Below are 22,654 nucleotides of genomic sequence, written 5' to 3' on the forward strand. Positions count from 1 at the left end.
ATACGTTGGTTTATTTACGACGACGGAATGCAACTAAGCCTGCTAAGATGGCTAACATGCCACCCATGCTACCGCCACTGCTAGTTGTGTCTGCCATTTCGGCTGAAACTGAGAAGTCAGCTGTTGTTTCGTGAACACCGTCTGATGCTACAACCGTTACAACATAATTACCTGACTCAGTTACGTTCCCCGATACTGTTGTACCGTTAATGCTAACGTTGCTTAGTCCTGGCGCACTCGCTGTATAAGTTAATGCTTGACCTTCGCTTTCAACGAACACACCGGTAAAGTCAATGCTAAATGCTGTTGCATTATCGCCTGATAACTTCACATTAACAGCTGGTACTGCTGCAGCTACGTCAGCCATAACTTCAGGTGCTATATCGTTAACATCGTTGATATAAACCATCACCATTTGCGGAGTACCTAAACCGTTACCCTGTTGAGCGACAATTTGAACTTCGTATTCAGATTGGTTTTCGTAATCAAGCGCATCTGGATTAGCGACAACTAACTCAAGTGTTGCTTGGTCAATTGCAAATGGTGAACCTGGTAAGGCATTAACAATATGCAATTCGTGTTGTTGACTTTGAGCATCACCAACTGCAAAGAAACCAGCAGTGTCTAGTTTGATTTGGCCAACAACAGTACCCATTTGAGCATCTTCATCAATTGAGAATTTTTGACCACCACGCACATCAGCATGCACTGAACCGTCTTCGTCATCAAAATCAACAAAACCACGTTCAAAGAAGTTATCAGCCGTGCTAATTACCATGAACTCGCCTTTTGGACCGTTATAAAAATCTGGTTTTGCTGCCGCAATAGAGACTTTTTCTCCTGGAGAAGCTCTGTATATGTGGCTTAACTCAGCAGTTTCTATCGATTCTTCGTCTGAGACATGACCTAGACCTATACGTACAGATTTATCAACAGTCATAACTTCACACCAAGAACCTAGCCAGCCTGATTGACAAACTTCTTCTTCCGCGTAGTAACCGCCTTTAACAGGATTAAATTGAACGATTGGTTCACCCTTATCGCGAATAGCGTCACGGTCAGTTTCTAAGTGAAAGCCCATATTTTGATCAAAGTCTTCAATAGAATCTAGCTCGTGGTGATAAAGTTCATCGACACAAACTTCAGAAACTACGTTTGTACCGTCGTTAGAAAAACGTACTGGTAACTTTGACTCAGTGTAACGACCTGAAGGGTTTGTCCAGTCGTACTCTTTGTTGTAATTAATGTAGAACGTTGCAGGTTGGCCTTTGCTATTCAGTTGAACAAACGGTTGGTTAACAACTTGAGATTCATCCCAAATTTCGATGCCATTGAACGCATTATTAGCACCATTATCTAAAACAATTTGCTCATGAAAAAGGTCGTAAAAGAAAAGTGGTGCACCAATTTTGTCCATGTAGTTAGCTAATGCTACATTTGCCGGTTGGAAAAAGTTAACCGCAATAGATAACTTTTTACCTGAACTACACATCGCTTCATCGTATAGACCACCGCCGACTGCGCGAATTTTATGACCAGATACGTTCTCTTTTCCTAAAGGTTCGTGCGCGTTAAATTGAAATAAAGGATATGCTTCAAACGTTGTTGCTGACTGTGACTCGTTTACAAAACTAGATGTTTTAGCTTTGTAGGTTTTAGCGCCCCACTCACTGTCCGGGTAGAAAGTCTCAGCCCAATCAACACCAACCCATTCACTGCGACCTAAATCAGAGTTCCAACCTAATGAATATGGGTACTCTTCGCCGATTGCCATTTTATCTATTGTGGTTTCGTTTCGTGCTTGAATCATCCAGCCGACATTAATTTCAGGGTTGCCATCAGACGTCAACGTGAAATAGCCATTTAATTCCGTTGACTTTAAGTTTTCAGGCGTAAAGTCTTCTGTCGACTGTAATGGCCATTCAGGTAACATAGTACCGTCGATATTGACTTCAATTGCAACTTCAACCGAAGAGTTAGCTGGTATATTGACACTTGCCGGGTAGTTAATCTCTAGTGCGTCATGTGCCGCTTTTTCGCCATTCATCATGTAGCTCATGTTATATGTTTGAGCACTATCTGAAAGATTGCGTAACGTAATGTGTTTCGTTACGCGCTTATGCGTCCCCACTTCATGGAAACCAAATTGAATATATGGTTGGTAGCTAGTTTTTTCCCAGATAACAACTGGTGATGAAACAGCTGCTTCTACATCTGTTAAACCATGACCGATCAATAGCAACTCTGCCATTTCACTGTCCATATCATCGTATTCAGCGATATTTTTCTCAGTTGCTGTATTGGCTAAAAGTGCTTTGATTTCTACTGGACCTAAAGCGGGGTTAGCACCTTTAATGACAGCAGCTGCGGCAGCAATTTTAGCAGCAGCAGATACCGCATCTGTTCGCATATCTTTTGTATCAGCAGCTTCATCAGCTTGTGAAATTCGCATGACAGGGATATCGTTCGCTATTGCCATAATCTCAGGCTTTAACGCTTTAGAACCTCGCACAGGCCCCATTGGCGACCAATCTGCTGCGCTAAGGCTATCATCGTCAGCTAAGATTGCTGAACCTACCGTAATTGCATTTGTAGCCGCGCCTTCTGTTGATGTCCAGCTACGGAAGCGATCTTCGACTATATTACCGTTTAAATCTTGAACACCACCGGCACCCGCATGGGTAACGATAGTCGTGCCTAATGCTGCTGCACGTTGGATGATCGTTTGAACAAGACTGGAACCACCAGCGCCACCGCTAGCATTTTGATCAAAAAACGCTGCGCCAGAGCCCGCGTCTAAAAGCACGACATCAACGTGATCGGAAGTGTCGCCATCTTCATTTGGATCAAGCGCGTGCTCGATAGCCATCATTATATGTTCTGATCTTGCAGTGCGTACGTCAAATTGCGATGGATTCCAGCTGTATGGTGAAATGTTGGTTACTTTGTATGCAAATAATTTTGCACCGGGTGCTAATTGGTGAACGATACTCGCTAATTCTGTACCCATGCCTGTTGGATACTCCCAGCCACTCCAATGCGAACCAACTAAGTTTTGGTCAATTGGGTTGGCATCTTCACCATAGTTTTCACTGTTGAAATCTTTACCACCAATAACCACATCTGTAGGAAAACCGTCATAGCCTGGAATAGCGTCAGCTGATTCGTCAACATCTGGTGTTGTCGGGTCATCTTCAACAGCAGGAATAGTTGGACCTACTGCACCATTTTCAAAGGCTTCCATGTAACTGCCAGCTAAAGGTGGTGTTTCAGGATCACCATCGTCACCATATTCCCCGTTTCCGCCAAAAAATGAATGCGTATAATCAATACCTGTTGATACGATTGCTACGGTTGCGCCTTCACCGGCCGTATCGCTGCCAGTTAATGGCTCCATCATGACAATTTCTTCAGAAACAGCTTCACTGCGTTGCTGATTCGATAGTGTGTATGACTTGTTGTTCTGTGCAAGTGATGTTGTTCGTACAACTTCATTTACCGCTGTAACACCTGAAATTTGCTGTAATTGCTCTTTTGTGATGTGCGCACTAGAAATCGTAATGAAGTTACCAAGCAACTTAGATTTACCGACGACTCTCACTTCGCTATCAAGCGACATGACGTGGTTCAAAATCGATTCTTGTTGGCTTGCCACTTGTGCAGCTTCGTTTTTGTAGTTGTGTTTACCTTTCACATATTTGGTTAAAGCAGGAGCGTGTGACAAGTGAACGGTATATTCTATCGCCTTTGATTGGTTTTGTTTGAAGCTAGTACGTGATTCCACTTGAGCACTTGTATCAGCAATTACATTACCGGTAAGTAATGCGCCACTGATACACAATGCTAAGGCACTTTTGTTAAATCTCATTGACATGTTTCCTTTGATATATTTTTTGTTATTGGCGAAATCTTTATTGTTGTTTTTATTCGCCAAGTTAGTTCTATCGAACAAGGAATTCATGAGCAAGAGTAGGTGATTCTAAACTAACTCCAATTAACTTCTTTTTAACGTCATAAGAAGTTCTAAAAAATTTCATTTACTATATTTATCAATAGTTTGTTTGGTTTTTTTTTGGGGTTGTTTTTCAAACGGTGATAGCAAAAAAAGGCTGAAAAACCAGCCTTTTTTGTTGTCTAATTGGTCGGTTTTTGTATTATTCGTGAGTATGCAATGAAATTGGAATCGCATTAATATCAGCTTCATTCGTTATTTTTAAAGTTGCGATAAACTGATTGCTATTCGCTGCTGAAATACCAAAATATCTTCGAATGGTGTTTTTGGGGAATGAAGCAAGCACAGCAACGCTACCATCTTGGCTAATACGCTTTACTTCATCAGTAAATTTATTGCGATTCAAATAATACAAGGCACCGTCAATACAGAAAAACGAACCGTAGTCAAAATCAGCAAGTTCATCTGTTATTTGAATAAATGATTCAGTACGTGGGTTGTATTGCCAAATACCAGCTTGATTTAATCGTGACATATACAAGTTGCCATCATCACTTTCAATAGCATACTGCTCGTTTTTTTGGGTAAGTTGTTTAATTGTTGAAGACGATAGATCAAGGTTATATATGCCGGATGTTTCACCATTAGTGCTGAAAAAATAAATTGATTTTCCATCTTGTGCCCAAGACAGGTTTTCAACTTGTAGGCCATTAGTATCTAATTTTTGAAGTTGGTTCGTTGCCAATGTACCTAAATATAGACTTGTTGCTGAGCTCTTAGTAGAGGCTATTTTAACGACATATTTTTTTTCATCAGGCGATACCGCAGGAACGGTAACGTTGCCTAAGTCTTTCGTTAAGTTTTCACTATTGAGGGTTCCTTTCAACCAAACAGACCATAAGCCACTTCTATTGGATAAAAACATAATTTCTTTAGTTCGAGGTAAGTATCTGCCATACATATCTCGTGACGAGGAGGAAACACGACGATTTATTTTACTTGTTTTAAAGTCAACTAAGGCAACATATTCTTTAGATATATGATCTGATATTGCTAAATTATTTTGCTGATTATTGTAGCTAATAGTGCTGGGTAACGTTCTATTTGCGATGTGTTGGTGAGCGTTTGTTGATAAATCGATGTGTTCGATAATAAACTGGCCGCTTTTAGCGTAATTAACGATAACCGCGTCCTCTTCACCGTGAATACTAATATCGACAATTGATACTTGTCCCTGAAGAATTGTTTTATTTTCGCCCGCTTGCTGGGCAATAACGTCGTAACTTTGTGAACCTCTTTCCCTAATGAATACTAGTTTTTCATTATTAGGCGTTAATTGTGGTGCGAAGTCAGCTTCATGAACCTGAGGGAAAGTTAATTGTGTTGCTGTTTCACTGGTAAAGTCGTAACGAAATAAAGCGGTCGAACCAGCTGTACGCTTACTGTAAATAATAAAGTTATCTGCAGTATTAGACCAGGTGATTAATTTGCGAAAAGACTGATAATAGCAACCGGTATCTATGAGGGAGTCTTTATTGGTGGCAAGTTCACGAAACCTTATTTCACACTGGCCTTGTTCGGTAATTCGGGCGTAGGCTAGTCGTTTATCGTCATACGACCATGCTGGTGACGTTTCTTCCTGATCACCCATAGAAATAAGGTTTAGTGGCGCATCAGCTGATGTAAGGTTTTTTACATAAATTTGGCCTTTTTGGCCTTCTCGTAACCATTGGAAAGCAATTAATTCACCATTGTGTGATACAGCTGGGTACTCTTCGATACCCTCAAACGTGGTAATAGGATGATCTTCCACGGGGTGACTAATTGGGGCTGTTTCTTGTGTTGAAGTTAAATAGAAAACAGTGATTGCAATTAGGCTTAAAACGATAAACGTTATTAAGAAATAAATGATTGACGATGAGCGACTAATTTTCGACTGCTCATTGGCGATATCTTGGCTAGTCTGATCGCTTATTGGCGATGCCGTAAGCAATAATTGATAGCCAACTTTTGGAATGGTGTGAAACGCTTCTTCCTCAATACCTAGTTCGTTAAAAGCTTTTCGCAATGACCAAATAGCGTTGGTTACGCCACGTTTGCCTACCCCTTCATTACCCAACCAAATAGTCGCTATCGCATCTTCTTTATTAACGATTTGTTCACTACTGTCAAAAAATAACAATAGAAAGTCGAACACCTTTGCTTAAAGTTTAACCTGTATTTCTTCACGAGAAAGCACCATGGTTTGGCAATCGAGAATACAATCGTGAATGGAGTACTGCAAATGGGTCATGAATTAACTACGTTTATAACAAAAGGTGCTAGGCATATAAGGGATTTTAAGCTCTATAATAGGGGAAGTGCGGACTAAAACTCAATAGCGAAAACGTTATTTACGTTAATTAGCCCACTTTACGCTATCAGATGACTGCTAGCTGTTCTCTTTTATATATTGAAATAACGTTTTGTAATGTTTCGACGGCTTTTCCGCTTTATGTTCTTTTGCCGCTTGGCGAATAAGTTGACGTAGTTTTTGACGCTCTAGGTTTGGGTATTGCGCTAATACCGATTCAACAAAGTTGTTATCGCTGGTAATGAGTTCATCACGTGTTTTTTCGAGCTTGGCAAACTCTAAGTTTTCTTGTTGGTGCTTATTTGCGTAAAAGTCTAGTTTAGCTTGAATCGCATCTAAATCTGCTTCACGTAATAGCTTACCTAGATATTGCATATGGCGCTTGTGGGCTTCATGCTTATTTTTGATGCGATCAGCCAATGTAAAAGCATCTTGAATGTCTTCATCAACTGGTAATTCATTACGTTGTTTTTTAGGTAAAGCGACAAGGCGTCGTCCTAAATCTTGTAAGGCAAGTTTCTCTTTTTTTATGTCAGTTTTACTTTTTAATTCTTCGTCGAAGAACTCTTCTTGATTTTCTGTGGTCATTGTTGCGCTAGATTAACTTTCTTGAATATCGACAAGTATACAAAAAAAACGAATTAACCTCCATGGAGTCGTGATTGAACATGACAAAATAGAGATATTTTCTACCGCATATGGTTATAATGCGCTATCAAAACATCAAGATGAACTTATATGAGCGACAAGGTAGACATTCACCAACAAATCGACGACGTAAAACAGCGTGTAGCTAAAGTATTAGAATTAGCTAGTTCTTTAGGAACAGACGGCGCTGAAGTCGCATTAAGCCGCCAACAAGGATTAAGTGTAGGTACACGTTTAGGTGAGGTGGAAAATGTGGAGTTTACCAATGATGGCGCGTTAGGCATTACTGTTTATCAAAACGGTCGTAAAGGCAGCGCATCAACCGCAGATTTGTCTGATGATGCATTAAAGAAAACCGTTGAAGCTGCTGTTAATATTGCAAAGTACACGTCAGTTGATGATTGTTCTGGTTTAGCTGATGCAGATCGACTTGCTTACACGCCAAAATCGCTAGATTTATATCACCCAAAAGCATTAACAACAGATGATGCTATTGAGTTGGCTTTGGCGTGTGAAAACCACGCTTTAGCTTATGATGAGCGTTTAACAAACTCAGATGGGGCTACTTTAGCGTGCTACGAAGGGTTTAAAGTTTATGGCAACAGTAACGGGCAACTTGTTGGCTTTCCAAGCTCTAGGCATAGTTTAAGCTGTGTCATGATCGCCAGTGATGGTGATGATATGCAACGAGATTACGCATATACGGTTAATCGTAATTTTGACTTATTAGACACGGCGAAGTTTGTTGGTCAAAAGGCGGCATCTGAAACCTTATCTCGTTTAGGCAGTCACAAATTAAGTACATGCAAGACGCCTGTTATGTTCCGCGCTGACATTGCCAATACCATTTGGGGGCATTTTATTGCTGCCATTAGCGGTGGTAATTTATATCGCAAGTCATCATTCTTAATTGATGCATTAGGTGAGCAAATATTCCCTTCTTTTTTAAATATTGAAGAGCGTCCACATATTGCGGGTGCTTTAGCAAGTAATGCATTTGATAGTGAAGGCGTAGCAACCCAAGATCGCGATATTATTAAGGGCGGAGCTTTAGAAACCTTTTTGCTAACGAGTTACTCTGCACGTAAATTAGGTATGGAAACGACTGGTCATGCTGGCGGCATTCATAACTGGATTGTGTCGAGCCAAGGTGGTGATTTTGAAGCCATGTTGAATAAGCTAGGTACCGGTCTTTTGGTTACAGAGCTAATGGGGCAGGGCGTAAATGTGGTTAACGGAGATTACTCTCGTGGTGCAGCGGGCTTTTGGGTTGAAAATGGTAAGATTATGTACCCAGTTGCAGAAGTGACGATTGCCGGCAATTTACAACAAATGTTTAAAGGCATCGTTGCTGTTGGTGATGATATTGATAATAAGGGAAGTATTCGTACGGGCTCTATCATTATTGATGAAATGCAAGTTGCCGGAAACTAAAAGATAGTATTGATAAAAGGTCAATGTGAGCAGTCACATTGGCCTTTTTTTATGGTGATAATAGCCAGGTTGCCGTACCTAAAAATGCGAAAATACCGACGATATCAGTAATCGTTGTTAATATCACGCTACCAGCAAGTGCCGGGTCAATATTCATTTTCTTCAATAAGATAGGAATCAATACGCCTGACGCACCTGCAACGGTTAGGTTAACCATCATGGCAAACGCAATAACTAAGCCTAAGCTTATGTCTTGTTTCCATAAAACAACCACGCCAGCTATGACTAAAGACCAAATCAAACCATTTAAGAAACCAACGGCTAGTTCTTTATAAAGTATTAAACGTGAGTTACTGTCACCGATATGACCTAAGGCAATACCGCGAATAACAAGTGTCAGGGTTTGGTTGCCAGCAACACCGCCCATACTCGGCACAAGCGTATTTAAAATGGCTAGTATGGCTAATTCGCTAAGAATGCCTTCAAACATCGAACTAACAGCTACTGCCATTAATGCTGTTACTAGGTTTACGGCTAACCAAACAGAGCGTTGTTGTGTACTTTTTACAACAGGGGCGAAGGTATCAGCCTCGTCATCTAAACCCGCCATACTCATTAATGAGTGTTCTGCTTCTTCACGAATGATATCAATGACATCATCTATGGTGATACGACCAACTAGGCGACCATTTTCATCAATTACTGGAGCCGAGAACCAGTCATATTTCTCGAAAAGTTGCGCAACGTCTGCTTCAGGCATATCGGCTTTGACTGCCGTGACATCATCATCGATTAGCGTTGATATGATCACTTCGGCACGCGCTGTCACGATTGATGATAAAGATACTGAGCCAATGAATAAATCATTGCGATCAACAACGTAAAATGAGTCAGTTGATTCAGGCAATGTGCCTTTCAATCGTAAATAACGTAATACCACATCAACCGTCACATCAGGACGAATAGTGATAGTATCGGTGTTCATGATACCGCCAGCGGTATCTTCTTCATACGATAAAGCTTGCTCGACGCGAGTTCTATCTTGATGATCCATTGTGTTGATTACTTGCTGGTAGACACTATCGGGCAGTGTACGCAGTACTTCAGCAATATCATCGATATCCATACCTTCAGCAACAGCAGCAACTTTTTCTGGTGCCATGTTTTTAAGGATGGATTTACGTACTTCTTCGTTGAGCTCTTCTAACACTTCACCATGCATATCGGGATCGATAAGCTGCCAAAGTACTAGACGGGTTTTTGAGGTAGAAGACTCTAGCATTAATGCTAAGTCGTAGGCTGGCATCTCTTGAAATAAATTTCGAACATAGACAAACATACCGCTATCAATGGCGGCATTGATTTGCTGTAACCTTAATTGATTGTCTTCTTGTTCGAGAATTTCCGGCATACTGACGCCCTTTGCCGTATCGTTTGTAACGATGTAACTGGTTAAGCAGTTAGTTAATTTGCCATAACTAGATGACAACTTTTAGATCTATAGCGTTAAGTCTATCTTAAAAAGATAGGTTATTCAGCATATTATTTGAAATTTAGCGGATAAATTTTAAAGCAGGAATGAACGAAAAAGTATGTGTTATATTGGCTGAATCTACTATTTTTGATGACTACTCTTCGTCAAATTTATCTTCAATGAGCTGACAAATTGCATCGAGTGCATCTTGGGCTTGAGGACCGTCACTTTGAACCGTGACCTTTTTACCTTGGGCTCCTGCTAAAAGCATTAAACCCATAATTGAGCTCGCGTCGACGTGTTTTTCACCCATACAAAGTTGAACGTTAGCGTCAAATTGGCTGGATAACTTTGCAAGCTTTGTCGCAGGACGTGCATGAATGCCTAGTTTATTGATAATAGTGACAGTTCTTTCAAGCATCTTACGTACTTTTTACTTTAATATCTCTATGACGAGATTGGATATCGTTGCGCTCTTTACGTAAATTCGACGCTAATTGCTCAGCAATATAAACCGAACGATGTTTACCACCGGTACAGCCAATAGCTATCGTGACATAACTGCGATTATTACGTTCTAAATGTGGTAACCAGGTTTGTAAAAAACTATTAATTTGCCAGACAAATTTAGTCACTAACGGCTCAGAACCAAGAAAATCTATGACGGGTTCATCAAGCCCTGTTAAACCTTTAAGTGATTTATCCCAGAATGGGTTCGGCAAGAATCGAGCATCAAATACATAGTCTGCATCTTGAGGAACACCATGTTTAAAGCCGAAGGATTCAAATACGATCACCATTTTGCCTGACTTTTTACCTAAAATCCTTTCACGGACAAGATCTGATAATTGATGCGGTGTTAACTTGGTTGTATTGATATATAGATCAGCGCGGATAATAACCGGTTCAAGTAGTTTTTTCTCAAGCTCTATGGCTTGATCAAGTGCCATATCTTCTTTGATCAAAGGATGCAGGCGGCGAGTCTCGCTGAAACGACGAATCAAATCGGAATCATCAGCATCAAGATACAAAACACTTAATTCAACGGCATTAGGTAAATAATCGATGACTTCGATAATATCATTTGGATCGTTAGGTAAGTTACGTACATCGAGTGATACGGCAACATTCTCATAGTCATTAATCACTGTGTGGGTTAGCGCAGGTAATAGGTTTACAGGAATGTTATCAACACAATAATAACCTAAATCTTCAAGTACTCTTAAGGCTACAGATTTTCCAGAGCCAGAACGACCACTAACAACGAGTAATTTCATATCTTCCTATGATGCTTCTTGAATAATATCGAATAACTGATGGTTATCTTGACATTTTCTAATATGTTTAACGAATTTTTTGTCGCCAAATAACTTAGCGATATTTTGTAAGGTACTTAAATGCTCTTTACAACAATCTTCCGGGACAAATAGCGCGATAAAGATATCGACAGGGCGATTGTCTATTGCATCAAAAGGGATAGCTTGGCTTGTTGTGATTAAAACAGCTACAGCTTGTTTACAGTGATTTAAGCGACCATGGGGAATAGCGATACCATTACCAATGCCTGTACTACCTAATTGTTCTCGTTGAGTGAGGCTTTGAAGTAAGTCGTGTTGACTCATGTCTGGAAGTCTTCGAGAGGCAGCATCGCAAATGGTATCAAAAAGGCGTTTCTTACTGCTTGCTGGCGCTGCACATATAGTGCAGTCCAGCGTTAATATGTCTTGCAACTTCATTTTTTTTAGTGTTTTTTCATCTTTTCTTTGTGTTTAATGACTTGACGATCAAGCTTATCAACTAACGAATCGATTGCAGCATACATGTCTTTGTCGTCAGATGATGCATGAATTTCACCACCATTTAAGTGTAAGGTTGCTTCTGCGATCTGTTGTAGTTTTTCTACATTAAGTACAACGTGCACATTATTAATGTGATCAAAATGTCGCTCGAGCTTTGCAAATTTGGAATTGACGTATTCGCGCATTGATTCAGTAACATCTACATGGTGACCAGAAAGATTAATTTGCATAAGCTTTTTCCTTATTACTAAGTTTAAAGTAAACTTTTTCTTTGGTTAGACGGCGGAATAGATAACGATTCTCTGTATTTAGCTATTGTCCGTCGGGCTACATTAATGCCTTGTTCAGCTAACAACTCTGCCATTTTACTATCGCTCAACGGCTTTGACGGTAGTTCAGCAGACACTAATTTTTTAATTAATGCTCTAATAGCAGTTGATGAACACTCTCCTCCGTTTTCAGTACTAACATGGCTTGAAAAGAAATATTTCAATTCAAAAATACCGCGTGGGGTATGCATATACTTCTGCGTAGTCACACGTGAAATCGTTGATTCATGCATGTCTACAGCTTCAGCAATATCGTTTAAGACCATCGGCTTCATAGCTTCTGGACCGTATTCAAAAAAGGCTTGTTGGCGTTGTACAATACAATTAGATACTTTCAATAATGTATCATTGCGGCTCTCTAAGCTTTTAATGAACCACTTAGCTTCTTGTAAGTTTGAGCGAATAAATTGGTTATCTTCAGATGATTTCATTGACCTTGTCATAGCGGCGTACTGTTGATTAATCGACAGTTTTGGCGCTGTGTCAGGGTTTAGTTCTACCACCCAACGGCCGTTTTTCTTTTCAACGGACACATCTGGAATGATGTACTGCTCTTCTGATTTGATAACACTATCGCCAGGGCGCGGATCGAGTGTTTGAATAAGTCTAATTACTTCACGTAATTGATCTTCTTTCAATTTCGTCTTGCGCATAAGTTGACGATAGTCTCTGTTGCCCAACAAATCAATATGGTCAGTGATAATTTGTTTACTTTCTTTGAGCCAAGGCGTGTTTTCATCAAACTGATTTAGTTGAATAAGTAAACACTCAGGAATTGAGCGAGCACCTACACCAATTGGATCAAACATGTTGATGCGTTTTAATACGGCCTCTACTTCATCTAGCTCAACGTCTTCTTTGCCTAAACTTTCTAAAATATCTTCACTTGTAACGGTTAAATAGCCGGCATCGTCGATGGCATCAATGATTGCCGTCGCAATGGCTTCATCAGTTTCGGAGAATGGCGTAAGCCCCATTTGCCAGCGCAAGTGATCTTGAATTGAGTCCGTGGTTTCGCCTTGGTAGGTATAGTCTTCAGATAGAGGAGCTGAACTTGACGATGATGAACTAGCGCTATAGTTGTCATCCCATGTTGTATCCATGGCGAGCTCTTCAGGAATATCGGTTTTTTCAAGCGCTTCATTCGTGCTTACTTCGTCAGAAGTAGGCTTAGCTTCTTCCATACCGTCTGATGATGATGCCGTTTGGCTTTCACCTAAAAAGGCTTCTTCAAGTGAGTCAGGAGAGCTTTCATCCGTGGTTTGTTGTGTATTTTCATCAGCCTCTAGTAGCGGGTTGCTATCTAGTGCTTCTTGTATTTCTTGTTGCAAATCCAGCGTCGAAAGTTGCAACAGTCTTATCGCCTGCTGCAACTGGGGTGTCATTGTTAGCTGTTGTCCGATACGGAGTTGTAATGATGGACGCATGTAGCTTTTATTATTCCTATTTATTTACAAACTTATAATGAGTCAATGAGACTCTTTCCATTAACTATAGCGTGAATTGCTCACCTAGGTACACATCTCTTACTCGCTGATTGGCAAGAATTTGATCAGCGTCACCTTCGGCGATTAATTCACCGTGGCTTACAATATAAGCTTTCTCACAAACATCAAGCGTTTCACGAACGTTATGGTCGGTAATTAATATACCAATACCGCGTTGCTTTAAATGTAAAATGATTTTCTTTATATCGCCAACCGAAATTGGATCTACGCCGGCAAAAGGTTCATCGAGTAAAATAAACTCTGGATCTGCAGCCAATGCTCGTGCAATTTCTACACGGCGTCGCTCACCACCGGATAAACTCATGCCTAGATTATCTTTTATATGGCCAATATTGAATTCTTCAAGTAATAATTCAAGTTTTTCAATACGTTCTACTTCATTTAGTTCTTTTCTTGTTTGCAAAATCGCCATGATATTATCGTATACAGATAGCTTTCTAAATATAGAGGCTTCCTGAGGTAAATACCCTAAACCTTTGCGCGCACGCTCGTGCATTGGTGATAATGTCAGGTCTTCGCCATTTAATTCTATAGAGCCTTTGTCATTCGCAACAAGACCAACAATCATGTAAAAAGAGGTCGTTTTACCGGCACCATTAGGGCCCAATAAACCAACAATTTGGCCGGTTTCAACACTTAGGCCAACATTCTTTACAACTTCTCTACCTTTGTAGGCCTTTGCAAGACCCTCGGCTTTTAATAATCCTTGCGTCATTACTCTTTATTCGCTTTATCTTTTGATTTTGGCTTCAAGATTGTTGTAATACGCTCTGTAGGTTTACTTTGCGCTTCGAGCTGCTCAGTAAGCGTGTTATAGACAATTTTATCACCACTAACTTCACTACCTTCTTGGCTTAGTTTTGCACCACCAGAAATAGTTATCGTGTGAGTAAGCGGTTCATAAGTAATCTCATTTGCTTCTAATTTAATTGGCGTGCCGTCGTCAAGAAGCTGCTCAAATGTTGCGGGTTTACCTTTGGCTAAGTAGGTTTTGCTATCTGTCGCATCATGCTCAATCACTTGCACTAAATCTGCATGTATAACTAAAGAGCCTTGGGTGATAACAACATCATCAAGGTAACTTGCTATTTTATTTTTTAGATCGCCTGCTTGTCTTTCTGCAGTGATGACAATCTCTTGAGATAAATCTGCTTTGCTCGCATTGGCAAGTGGTGCAAACATCAATGAGCTAGCAATAATTGCTGTACTAAGGTGTAATTTTTTTATAAATGGTTTGTACATGTTCAGTTAGTGTCATCTGTGTTGTGTTAAGGTCTACAATTAAGCCTGAGCCATACATGATAAAATCTTTTCCTTCGATCATGATGGTTTGATCTGAACTTAAAATATTCGTATTCAAATCAAGTTCTAAGTACTTTCCATGTATCTCTTGAACTAAACTGTCTTCATCTGTCGCAACAAGTTGCACGCGACTTTCAAGCCTAACCCTATTGTTATGATTCAATGTGCCATGTTTAGCGCTTACTTTCCATGGTGCAGATGTGTTTTTTGGATATAAGGTATAATTTGGCTCTGTAAAAAATGTTGTGTTGCTTTCATTGAAGTGCTCCATTTTCTCGGCATTAATGATGTGGGATAGTTTGCCATCAGCGAGATAAATATTGGTACTTAAAGATTCGGCAACATAATCAGGTAAAAGTTCCTCTACTTGATTGTTGGTACTAGGCGCTTTTTCGTGATGCCATTGAAAAACACCATAGATACTAACACTTAATATAAAAACAATCAGAGAGAAGCTTGTCAGTTTGCTCATACACTAGCGCCTTTGGCATCATCGAGTGTGTTGTGTTGTTGCATGATTAAGTCACATAACTCACGTATTGCGCCAAAACCACCAGGTGTAAAGGTTACAAAGTCTGCCTTTGCTTTGACTAGAGGGTGTGCATCGTTAACCGCTACGCCTAAACCGACGGCTTCAATACAAGCTAGATCGGGAATATCATCACCCACATAAGCAACCTCGTTTTTTGCTAAACCAAGTAATTCAATAATATCATTCAATGCAGGCAATTTATCTTCTTGGCCTTGTACAATGTATTTGATATTTAGGGATTTCATTCGGTTAGAAACAATATTAGAGCGTCTGCCGGTAATAATACCGACATCGACACCAGAACTAATTAGCGCTTTTACCCCGAAGCCATCTTTTGTGTGAAACGCTTTTAATTCTTCGCCATCATTACCTAAATAAATGCGGCCATCAGAAAACACGCCGTCAACATCACACACTAAAAGTTTAATGTTCTTTGCTTTTTCAAGTACGTGGCTATCAACATCGCCATATAGAGTATTGCTCATTTTAAAGTACTCCTGCACTAAGTAAGTCGTGCATATTCATTGCACCAACAACTTGGTGTTGCTCGTCAACAATTATTAAACCATTAATTTTTTTATCTTGCATAATTTTTAGTGCTTCTGCAGCTAACATTTCGCTATTAGCCACAACAGGGTTTTCAGTCATAACGGTCGTTATAGCGTCGTGATGAATATCCGTTTTTGAATCGAGTACACGACGTAAATCACCATCGGTAAATAGACCGGTAAGCTTTTTGTCACTATTGACAACAGCGGTCATACCTAGCCCTTTAAGGCTCATTTGAACAAGTGCTTCTTTGATTTTTGCACTTTCATCGACAATAGGTAATCGCTCACCCGTATGCATAATATCAGTTAAGCGTAGCAGTAATCGTTTACCTAAGCTGCCGCCAGGGTGAGATAATGCAAAATCATCAGCGGTAAAACCACGCGCATTCAGCAGGGCTACAGCAATCGCATCGCCCATCACTAAGGTAGCTGTTGTACTTGACGTAGGCGCTAGACCTAGTGGGCAGGCTTCTTGTTCCACTTGAATGCAGACATGTGTGTCCGCCAATTTAGCGAGGGTTGATGTTTCATTGCTACTCATAGCAATAAGTTTAGCGCCAATACGTTTTATTACTGGAGTAATCGATAAGACTTCAGCTGTTTCACCTGAATTTGAAATGCAAAGCACGACATCTTCAATGGTGATCATGCCGAGATCGCCATGACTCGCTTCACCAGGGTGGACAAAAAATGAGGGTGTCCCTGTACTTGCTAACGTCGCAGCTATTTTGCCACCAATATGACCTGATTTACCCATGCCAACGACAATAACACGACCTTTACAGTCGTACATGTACTGGCAGGCTTGAGCAAAGTTATCGTCTATGAATCGATGCAGGCCTACGACAGCTTGTTGCTCAATGTCGATGACATTTTTTGCTAGTTGTTTAAAGTCTTTCATTTATAAACCTTTAACTGATGATGCTAAACAAATAACAGTATTTGGTAGCCAATAAAGCATGCCAATAGAACGGCACCTTTTGCACGTGTTACTCTAAATGCACCTTTCACTCTACTGAAGCATAAGGCGAAAAGTAATAGCGTGATTGCTAACATGATTGGCGCATCTTGGGTTGCAGCTTGTGCATCAATTTGACCCGGAGCAATCACCCCGGCTAATGATAAAACAGCTAATATATTAAAGATATTCGAACCTATAATATTGCCAAGCGCTAAGTCATCTTCTTTTTTGATAATACTTGCGATACTCGCAGCAAGTTCAGGCAAACTTGTGCCAATCGCGATAATTGTTAAACCAATCACTAAATCACTTACGCCAAAAGCTTTAGCAATAAAGGTTGCTGAGTCAACTAAATAAGAAGCACTTAACGGTAATAGAATCAATCCGACAGCAAGCCATAAAAAAGACATCGGTTTACTTACAGGTTCAGGCACATCTGCTTCAGCTTCTGCGATATAAGGATCTTCTTCGCTCTTGTTATTGACTTGTTTTTTGCGTCGTATGGTTAGAAATAGTAGACCAAAGATATAAACGAAAAATAAAATAAGTAAGACGAGGCCCTCAACAAAACTGAAGTACTGATCCCATAATACGTAACAAGCTAACATAGTGATAGCAAGGATGAGAGGCAGCTCCTTTTTGATCGTATTGGACGATACTTGTAAAGGTGCTAGCAATGCAGTGAGACCAAGAACTAATGCTATGTTAGTAATGTTTGAGCCGATAGCGTTACCAATAGCTGTATTTGGAGAACCTTGAAGCGATGCTGTGGCGGCAACCATCATCTCAGGTGCGGAAGAGCCCATTGCAACAATTGTTAGGCCGATTACCATTGGTGAAATGCCGTAATTTCTCGCAATAGAAGATGCGCCAAAAACGAATTTATCGGCACTCCATACTAAAAATACTAACGACACAATTAAAATTAAACACTGTACTAACATGTAAATCCCCTTTTAGTAGGCGAATTGTCGCTTCTTGTGCTTGAAAACGAAAGTAGAATTCTAATTTTCTTACGAAAAAAATACATATTTAGCTGTTTTGTGATGAAAAAATCATCTTGTAACGTACTAACACCTGAAAATTGTTGAAATTATTTTCTTTCAAATGATTTATACATATTTAATTACGATTTTATTGTGCAGGGAGTCTCGCCCTAAGGTAGAATTCGCTTCGTATGAAAAAATGAAACATTGATGTTAAGATTGGATTTATGACAGATATTTTAGTTGATATTAAAAATATGACGTTCAAAAGGGAAGAGCGGACTATTTATGAGAATATCAATATATCTATTCCCAAAGGTAAAGTTACCGCCATTATGGGCCCTAGCGGAATAGGTAAAACAACATTATTAAGATTGATAGGTGGTCAATTAAAACCTCAGTCTGGTGATATTCTATTCGACGGTCAAAATATTCCTACTTTGAGTAGAAGTCGTTTATATGACGTGCGAAAACGTATGAGCATGCTATTTCAAAGTGGTGCTTTGTTTTCAGAGATGAATGTGTTTGACAATATTGCCTTTCCTATAAGAGAACACACGCAATTAACTGACGACATTATTGAGAAAATGGTGTTAATGAAATTGCAGGCAGTAGGTTTACGGGGTGCAAAGGATTTAAAGCCAAGTGAGCTTTCTGGCGGTATGGCAAGAAGAGCGGCATTAGCTCGTTCGATTGCACTTGATCCTGAATTAATTATGTATGACGAGCCTTTTGCCGGACAAGATCCTATTTCTATGGGAGTGATTGTTCGTTTGATTAAATCGCTAAATGAAGCGCTTGGTTTAACGTCAATTGTTGTCTCGCATGACGTCACTGAAGTGATGAGTATTGCCGATTATATTTATATTATTGCTGAGCAAAAAGTTATTGGGCAGGGCACAGCGCAAGAAATCAGAAACCAAACGTCAGGCTTAGTTAATCAGTTTGTTCAAGGTGAAGCAGATGGCCCAGTTCCTTTTCATTTCCCAGCAAAAGGTTTGAAGGAAGAGTTGTTGAAGGTGACCAAATAATGGAATCAATATTACGACTTGGTCAATCAACGGTTAGCGTATTCTCTGGTTTAGGCCGTGCTGTGATTATGCTGATGTCTGCGTTATTGCATGTACCTAACTTTAAAAAAGGCTATCCACTGCTTGTTAAGCAACTTTATGCTGTGGGTAGTTTATCGCTCATTATTATTGTTGTTTCTGGTGGTTTTATCGGCATGGTATTGGCCCTTCAAGGTTATACCATATTGGTTGATTATGGTGCTGAAGCAAGCTTAGGTCCAATGGTGGCATTATCATTGTTACGAGAGCTTGGCCCTGTGGTCGCAGCGTTGCTTTTTGCTGGTAGAGCAGGATCCTCATTAACGGCAGAAATCGGTTTAATGAAAGCAACAGAGCAACTTTCGAGCATGGAGATGATGGCTGTAGATCCATTGCGACGTGTGATAGCGCCACGTTTTTGGGCTGGCTTTATTGCAATGCCTTTACTGGCGGCTATTTTTTCAATGGTTGGTATTTTAGGTGCCCATTTGGTGGGTGTTGACTGGTTAGGTGTTGACTCAGGTACGTTTTGGTCAATGATGCAGTCGCAGGTTGAATTCGGTAAAGACATTATGAACGGCATGATTAAAAGCGTTGTGTTCGCGTTCGTGGTGACTTGGATAGCTGTTTATAAAGGTTATGACTGTGAACCAACATCGGAAGGCATTAGTCGTGCGACGACTTCTACGGTAGTGCAGTCGTCATTATTAGTTTTAGGTTTAGATTTTGTACTAACCGCATTAATGTTTGCGCGTTAGAGGATAGGTGAAGACATGGTGTCAAAAAAAGTTGAATTTATTGTAGGTCTGTTTGTCGCATTAGGGTTGGCAGCAATTTTAGCATTGTCATTAAAAGTGGCTGATAGTGGTTTCTCAGGCAATGGTACAACGTATCAGTTGTATGCAAAGTTTGAAAACATTGGTGGCTTAAAAGTTCGTTCGCCAATCAAAGTTGGTGGCGTGGTTATTGGCCGTGTTAGTGATATTAGTTTAGATAGTGAAGATTTTACCCCTGTCGTGACACTCGATATTTTTGAAGAATATGACAATTTTTCTGAAGCTACGTCGGTCTCTATCTTAACGTCGGGTTTATTAGGCGAACAATATTTAGGTTTACAACCAGGTTTTATTGACGAGTCACTTGAAATATTGCAACCGGGTGACTACATCGAAGATACAAAATCAGCATTAGTGCTAGAAGAGTTAATTGGGCAATTTTTATTTAGCCAAGGAAGTGGTGACTAGAGAGAGTTATGAAAAAGTTAAGTGGATTACTAATCGGGGCTTTACTAAGTATTCAAGTTTTTGCATCAGAAGTAAGTAAAGAAAACCCTTATCAAATGATTGAAGAAGTGGCAGATATCACCTTTAAGCGTGTCGCAAGCTCGCAAAGTGATATTCGTGCTAACCCTAATTTGTTAAAAGATGTTGTACGTGAAGAATTAATTCCTTACGTAGACTATCGCTACGCCGCATTAAAAGTGCTTGGTACGAATTTAAAGAAAATCGATAAAAAGGATTTGAACGAGTTCATTCCTGTTTTTAAAGAGTACTTAATTACTTCTTACGGCCAAGTATTTACTATGTACAATAACCAAGAAGTTAAATTTGAACCGGCAAAGTCAACAGCGAACAAAAAAATTGTTGCAGTGCAAACCTTGGTTATTGAGCCAGGTCGGGAACCTATTAGTATTGCTTTTAAGGTGAGAAAAAACCGTAAAACCAATGAGTGGCGCGCGTTTGATATGATTGCAGAAGGCGTGAGTTTATTGGACTCTAAGCAAGCTGAATTGAGTTCTTTGGTGCGCCAAAAAGGCTTACCTTATGTTACTAAGCTTTTGAAAGAAAAGAGCTTGCAAGATATTTCATATAGTAACAGCGTAGAATTACCAAACTAATGTCAACACTTACGATTAAACAACAAGGTAGTATTTTTGAGCTTGCCGGTTCATTAAACCGCCATAGTGTGCCTGATATTCATAAAAAACATTTGCAGAGTATTTGTGAGCAGCAAAGCTGTACCCTTGATTTTTCACAAATTCAAGATGTCGATACTGCCGGTTTAGCATGGGTATTATTAGTTGTTGAAAAGGCGCAAAAGCGTCAATGTGAAATAAACTTTATTAACTTGCCTCAAGATATGGTTAAATTAGCAAAATTAAGCGCTGTTGATACCTTATTCCCCAGCCAAGAAACAACCGCAAGTTAAGAGGAATTATTGTGGACGTAGATCAAATTAAAGCGTTAATTAATGACGCGCTATCGTTAGACGAATTACATGTAAGTTTTGACGGCTCTCAATGTAAAGTGATTGCCGTATCAGATATTTTTGCTGAGATGTCTCGTGTTAAAAAGCAGCAAACAATTTTTGCACCGCTTTCAGAGTCAATCAAAGAAGGCACAATTCACGCAGTTTCAATAAAAACTTTTACTACGGAGCAGTGGCAACGTGATAAAATGTTTAACTTACCTATTTAATTCATAGAAAGAAGATTACTTTGGACGCTTTTAAAATTAACGGTGGTCAACCGTTGCGTGGTGAAGTCACTATCTCAGGTGCAAAAAATGCAGCATTGCCAATTTTAATGGCGGCTATCCTGAGCGAAACGCAAGTGACAATTCATAATGTACCTCGCTTAAATGACATTAATACTACCCTTAAAGTACTCAACTCTTTAGGCGCAAAAGCACAATGGGTTAGTGATAACTCACTTACGATTGATGCAAGTAAAATTGATAACTGTAAAGCGCCATACGAATTAGTAAAAACAATGCGAGCCTCTATCTTAGTGTTAGGCCCGTTGTTAGCTAGATTTGGTCACGCTGAGGTTTCATTGCCAGGTGGTTGCGCTATTGGTGCGCGCCCAGTTAACTTACACATTCACGGCTTAAAATTAATGGGCGGTGATATAGAAGTTGATCAAGGTTATATCTTAGCTAAAAAAGATGGCCGTTTATCTGGTGCTACTATTTTTATGGATACTGTAAGTGTTACCGGTACTGAAAACTTAATGATGGCGGCAGCATTAGCTGATGGCACTACCATTATCGAAAATGCTGCACGTGAACCTGAAATCGTAGACTTAGCAAACTTCTTAAATGCGATGGGCGCAAAAGTTGAGGGTGCAGGCTCAGATACGTTAACTATTGAAGGTGTGAAATCACTTCAAGGTAGTGAATATACGGTAATGCCTGATCGCATTGAAACAGGTACCTTTTTGGTTGCTGCAGCGGTTACTCAAGGTAAAGTGCGTTGTTTAAATACTGATGCAAAATCACTTGATGCTGTTATCAGTAAACTGCAAGAATCTGGTGCGCAAATTACAGTTGGTGACGATTGGATTGAGCTTGAAATGAAGCAGAAACCAAAAGCCGTTACGATTAAGACAGCGCCACACCCAGCGTTTCCTACTGATATGCAAGCGCAGTTCGTTGCTTTAAATGCAATTGCTGACGGCACAGCAACGACAACGGAAACAATTTTTGAAAATCGCTTTATGCACGTACCAGAGCTTCAACGCATGGGAGCTGATATTTCATTGGAAGGTAATACGGCAATTTCTCATGGTGTTGAGTCACTAAATGGTGCACAAGTAATGGCAACCGATTTACGTGCTTCTGCAAGTTTAGTTATTGCTGGCCTTGTCGCAACGACTGAAACTCAGGTTGATCGCATTTATCATATTGACCGTGGTTACCAACATATTGAAGATAAATTACAAGCATTAGGCGCTGACATCGTTCGTATCTCAGCGAGCTAAAGCCTATTTTATCTAG

Annotated in this window: 23 protein-coding genes; 8 read left to right on the plus strand and 15 right to left on the minus strand. The window is 40.0% G+C overall.

Annotation, left to right across the window (positions count from 1 at the left end):
- Positions 1 to 10: 10 nt before the first annotated feature.
- The 3 genes from QQK02_RS05740 to yjgA form a co-directional block, all read right to left on the minus strand.
- Positions 11 to 3,868, minus strand: coding sequence for a S8 family serine peptidase (locus QQK02_RS05740; RefSeq protein WP_284207020.1), 3,858 nt, complete (start codon positions 3,866 to 3,868; stop codon positions 11 to 13).
- Between the two features lie 286 nt (positions 3,869 to 4,154).
- Positions 4,155 to 6,149, minus strand: a complete 1,995-nt coding sequence (locus tag QQK02_RS05745; RefSeq protein ID WP_407705015.1) for a hypothetical protein — start codon at positions 6,147 to 6,149, stop codon at positions 4,155 to 4,157.
- Between the two features lie 234 nt (positions 6,150 to 6,383).
- The gene (yjgA, locus tag QQK02_RS05750; protein ID WP_284207022.1) at positions 6,384 to 6,893 is read right to left on the minus strand and encodes a ribosome biogenesis factor YjgA; all 510 of its coding nucleotides are present in this window, start codon (positions 6,891 to 6,893) and stop codon (positions 6,384 to 6,386) included.
- Between the two features lie 150 nt (positions 6,894 to 7,043).
- On the opposite strand from yjgA, the gene pmbA reads away from it, so the two are divergent.
- Entirely contained in the window at positions 7,044 to 8,387 is a 1,344-nt protein-coding gene (gene pmbA / locus QQK02_RS05755; RefSeq protein WP_284207023.1) for a metalloprotease PmbA, read from the plus strand.
- Between the two features lie 49 nt (positions 8,388 to 8,436).
- On the opposite strand, the gene mgtE is transcribed toward pmbA, so the two are convergent.
- The 12 genes from mgtE to QQK02_RS05815 all read right to left on the minus strand — a co-directional run bounded on the left by mgtE (position 8,437) and on the right by QQK02_RS05815 (position 17,787).
- Complete coding sequence (gene mgtE / locus QQK02_RS05760; protein ID WP_284207024.1) at positions 8,437 to 9,798, minus strand: magnesium transporter; 1,362 nt, start codon at positions 9,796 to 9,798, stop codon at positions 8,437 to 8,439.
- Between the two features lie 217 nt (positions 9,799 to 10,015).
- Positions 10,016 to 10,282 carry an HPr family phosphocarrier protein gene (locus QQK02_RS05765; protein ID WP_284207025.1) on the minus strand — a complete coding sequence of 89 codons (267 nt, stop codon included), beginning with the start codon at positions 10,280 to 10,282 and terminating at the stop codon, positions 10,016 to 10,018.
- A gap of 1 nt (position 10,283) precedes the next feature.
- A complete protein-coding gene (gene rapZ, locus QQK02_RS05770; RefSeq protein WP_284207026.1) occupies positions 10,284 to 11,138 on the minus strand; it encodes an RNase adapter RapZ in 855 nt (284 codons plus the stop codon).
- 6 nt (positions 11,139 to 11,144) lie between these two features.
- Positions 11,145 to 11,597 carry a PTS sugar transporter subunit IIA gene (locus QQK02_RS05775; protein WP_284207027.1) on the minus strand — a complete coding sequence of 151 codons (453 nt, stop codon included), beginning with the start codon at positions 11,595 to 11,597 and terminating at the stop codon, positions 11,145 to 11,147.
- Positions 11,598 to 11,602: 5 nt separating this feature from the next.
- Positions 11,603 to 11,890, minus strand: a complete 288-nt coding sequence (hpf, locus tag QQK02_RS05780) for a ribosome hibernation promoting factor (protein WP_284207028.1) — start codon at positions 11,888 to 11,890, stop codon at positions 11,603 to 11,605.
- A gap of 23 nt (positions 11,891 to 11,913) precedes the next feature.
- A complete protein-coding gene (locus QQK02_RS05785; RefSeq protein ID WP_284207029.1) occupies positions 11,914 to 13,416 on the minus strand; it encodes an RNA polymerase factor sigma-54 in 1,503 nt (500 codons plus the stop codon).
- Between the two features lie 64 nt (positions 13,417 to 13,480).
- Entirely contained in the window at positions 13,481 to 14,212 is a 732-nt protein-coding gene (gene lptB / locus QQK02_RS05790) for an LPS export ABC transporter ATP-binding protein (RefSeq protein WP_284207030.1), read from the minus strand.
- The gene (gene lptA, locus QQK02_RS05795) at positions 14,212 to 14,739 is read right to left on the minus strand and encodes a lipopolysaccharide transport periplasmic protein LptA (RefSeq protein WP_284207031.1); all 528 of its coding nucleotides are present in this window, start codon (positions 14,737 to 14,739) and stop codon (positions 14,212 to 14,214) included. Before lptA ends, lptB begins: the two co-directional genes overlap by 1 nt.
- Complete coding sequence (lptC, locus tag QQK02_RS05800; RefSeq protein WP_284207032.1) at positions 14,705 to 15,271, minus strand: LPS export ABC transporter periplasmic protein LptC; 567 nt, start codon at positions 15,269 to 15,271, stop codon at positions 14,705 to 14,707. Before lptC ends, lptA begins: the two co-directional genes overlap by 35 nt.
- Positions 15,268 to 15,816, minus strand: a complete 549-nt coding sequence (gene kdsC / locus QQK02_RS05805) for a 3-deoxy-manno-octulosonate-8-phosphatase KdsC (RefSeq protein WP_284207033.1) — start codon at positions 15,814 to 15,816, stop codon at positions 15,268 to 15,270. Before kdsC ends, lptC begins: the two co-directional genes overlap by 4 nt.
- 1 nt (position 15,817) lies before the next feature.
- Positions 15,818 to 16,783 carry a KpsF/GutQ family sugar-phosphate isomerase gene (locus tag QQK02_RS05810; protein WP_284207034.1) on the minus strand — a complete coding sequence of 322 codons (966 nt, stop codon included), beginning with the start codon at positions 16,781 to 16,783 and terminating at the stop codon, positions 15,818 to 15,820.
- Positions 16,784 to 16,806: 23 nt separating this feature from the next.
- Entirely contained in the window at positions 16,807 to 17,787 is a 981-nt protein-coding gene (locus QQK02_RS05815) for a calcium/sodium antiporter (RefSeq protein WP_284207035.1), read from the minus strand.
- A 269-nt stretch (positions 17,788 to 18,056) separates the two neighbouring features.
- Here QQK02_RS05815 and mlaF point away from each other — a divergent pair, with 269 nt between their 5' ends.
- The 7 genes from mlaF to murA are packed head-to-tail and all read left to right on the plus strand — an operon-like array spanning position 18,057 to position 22,638.
- Positions 18,057 to 18,860 carry a phospholipid ABC transporter ATP-binding protein MlaF gene (mlaF, locus tag QQK02_RS05820; protein ID WP_284207037.1) on the plus strand — a complete coding sequence of 268 codons (804 nt, stop codon included), beginning with the start codon at positions 18,057 to 18,059 and terminating at the stop codon, positions 18,858 to 18,860.
- Positions 18,860 to 19,636 (plus strand): lipid asymmetry maintenance ABC transporter permease subunit MlaE, encoded by a 777-nt coding sequence (gene mlaE, locus QQK02_RS05825; RefSeq protein WP_407705016.1) that lies wholly within the window; start codon positions 18,860 to 18,862, stop codon positions 19,634 to 19,636. The genes mlaF and mlaE overlap by 1 nt, the downstream gene beginning before the upstream one ends.
- A 15-nt stretch (positions 19,637 to 19,651) precedes the next feature.
- A complete protein-coding gene (gene mlaD, locus QQK02_RS05830) occupies positions 19,652 to 20,122 on the plus strand; it encodes an outer membrane lipid asymmetry maintenance protein MlaD (protein ID WP_284207038.1) in 471 nt (156 codons plus the stop codon).
- An 8-nt stretch (positions 20,123 to 20,130) separates the two neighbouring features.
- Positions 20,131 to 20,775: an ABC transporter substrate-binding protein gene (locus tag QQK02_RS05835; protein ID WP_284207039.1), complete on the plus strand. Its 645-nt coding sequence runs from the start codon at positions 20,131 to 20,133 to the stop codon at positions 20,773 to 20,775.
- A complete protein-coding gene (locus tag QQK02_RS05840; RefSeq protein ID WP_284207040.1) occupies positions 20,775 to 21,086 on the plus strand; it encodes an STAS domain-containing protein in 312 nt (103 codons plus the stop codon). The genes QQK02_RS05835 and QQK02_RS05840 overlap by 1 nt, the downstream gene beginning before the upstream one ends.
- Before the next feature lie 11 nt (positions 21,087 to 21,097).
- Positions 21,098 to 21,355, plus strand: coding sequence for a BolA family protein (locus QQK02_RS05845; protein ID WP_284207041.1), 258 nt, complete (start codon positions 21,098 to 21,100; stop codon positions 21,353 to 21,355).
- Between the two features lie 20 nt (positions 21,356 to 21,375).
- Entirely contained in the window at positions 21,376 to 22,638 is a 1,263-nt protein-coding gene (murA, locus tag QQK02_RS05850; RefSeq protein WP_284207042.1) for a UDP-N-acetylglucosamine 1-carboxyvinyltransferase, read from the plus strand.
- The last annotated feature ends 16 nt before the right edge of the window (positions 22,639 to 22,654 follow it).

Source organism: Thalassotalea eurytherma (assembly GCF_030161415.1).
Classification (GTDB): domain Bacteria; phylum Pseudomonadota; class Gammaproteobacteria; order Enterobacterales; family Alteromonadaceae; genus Thalassotalea_G; species Thalassotalea_G eurytherma.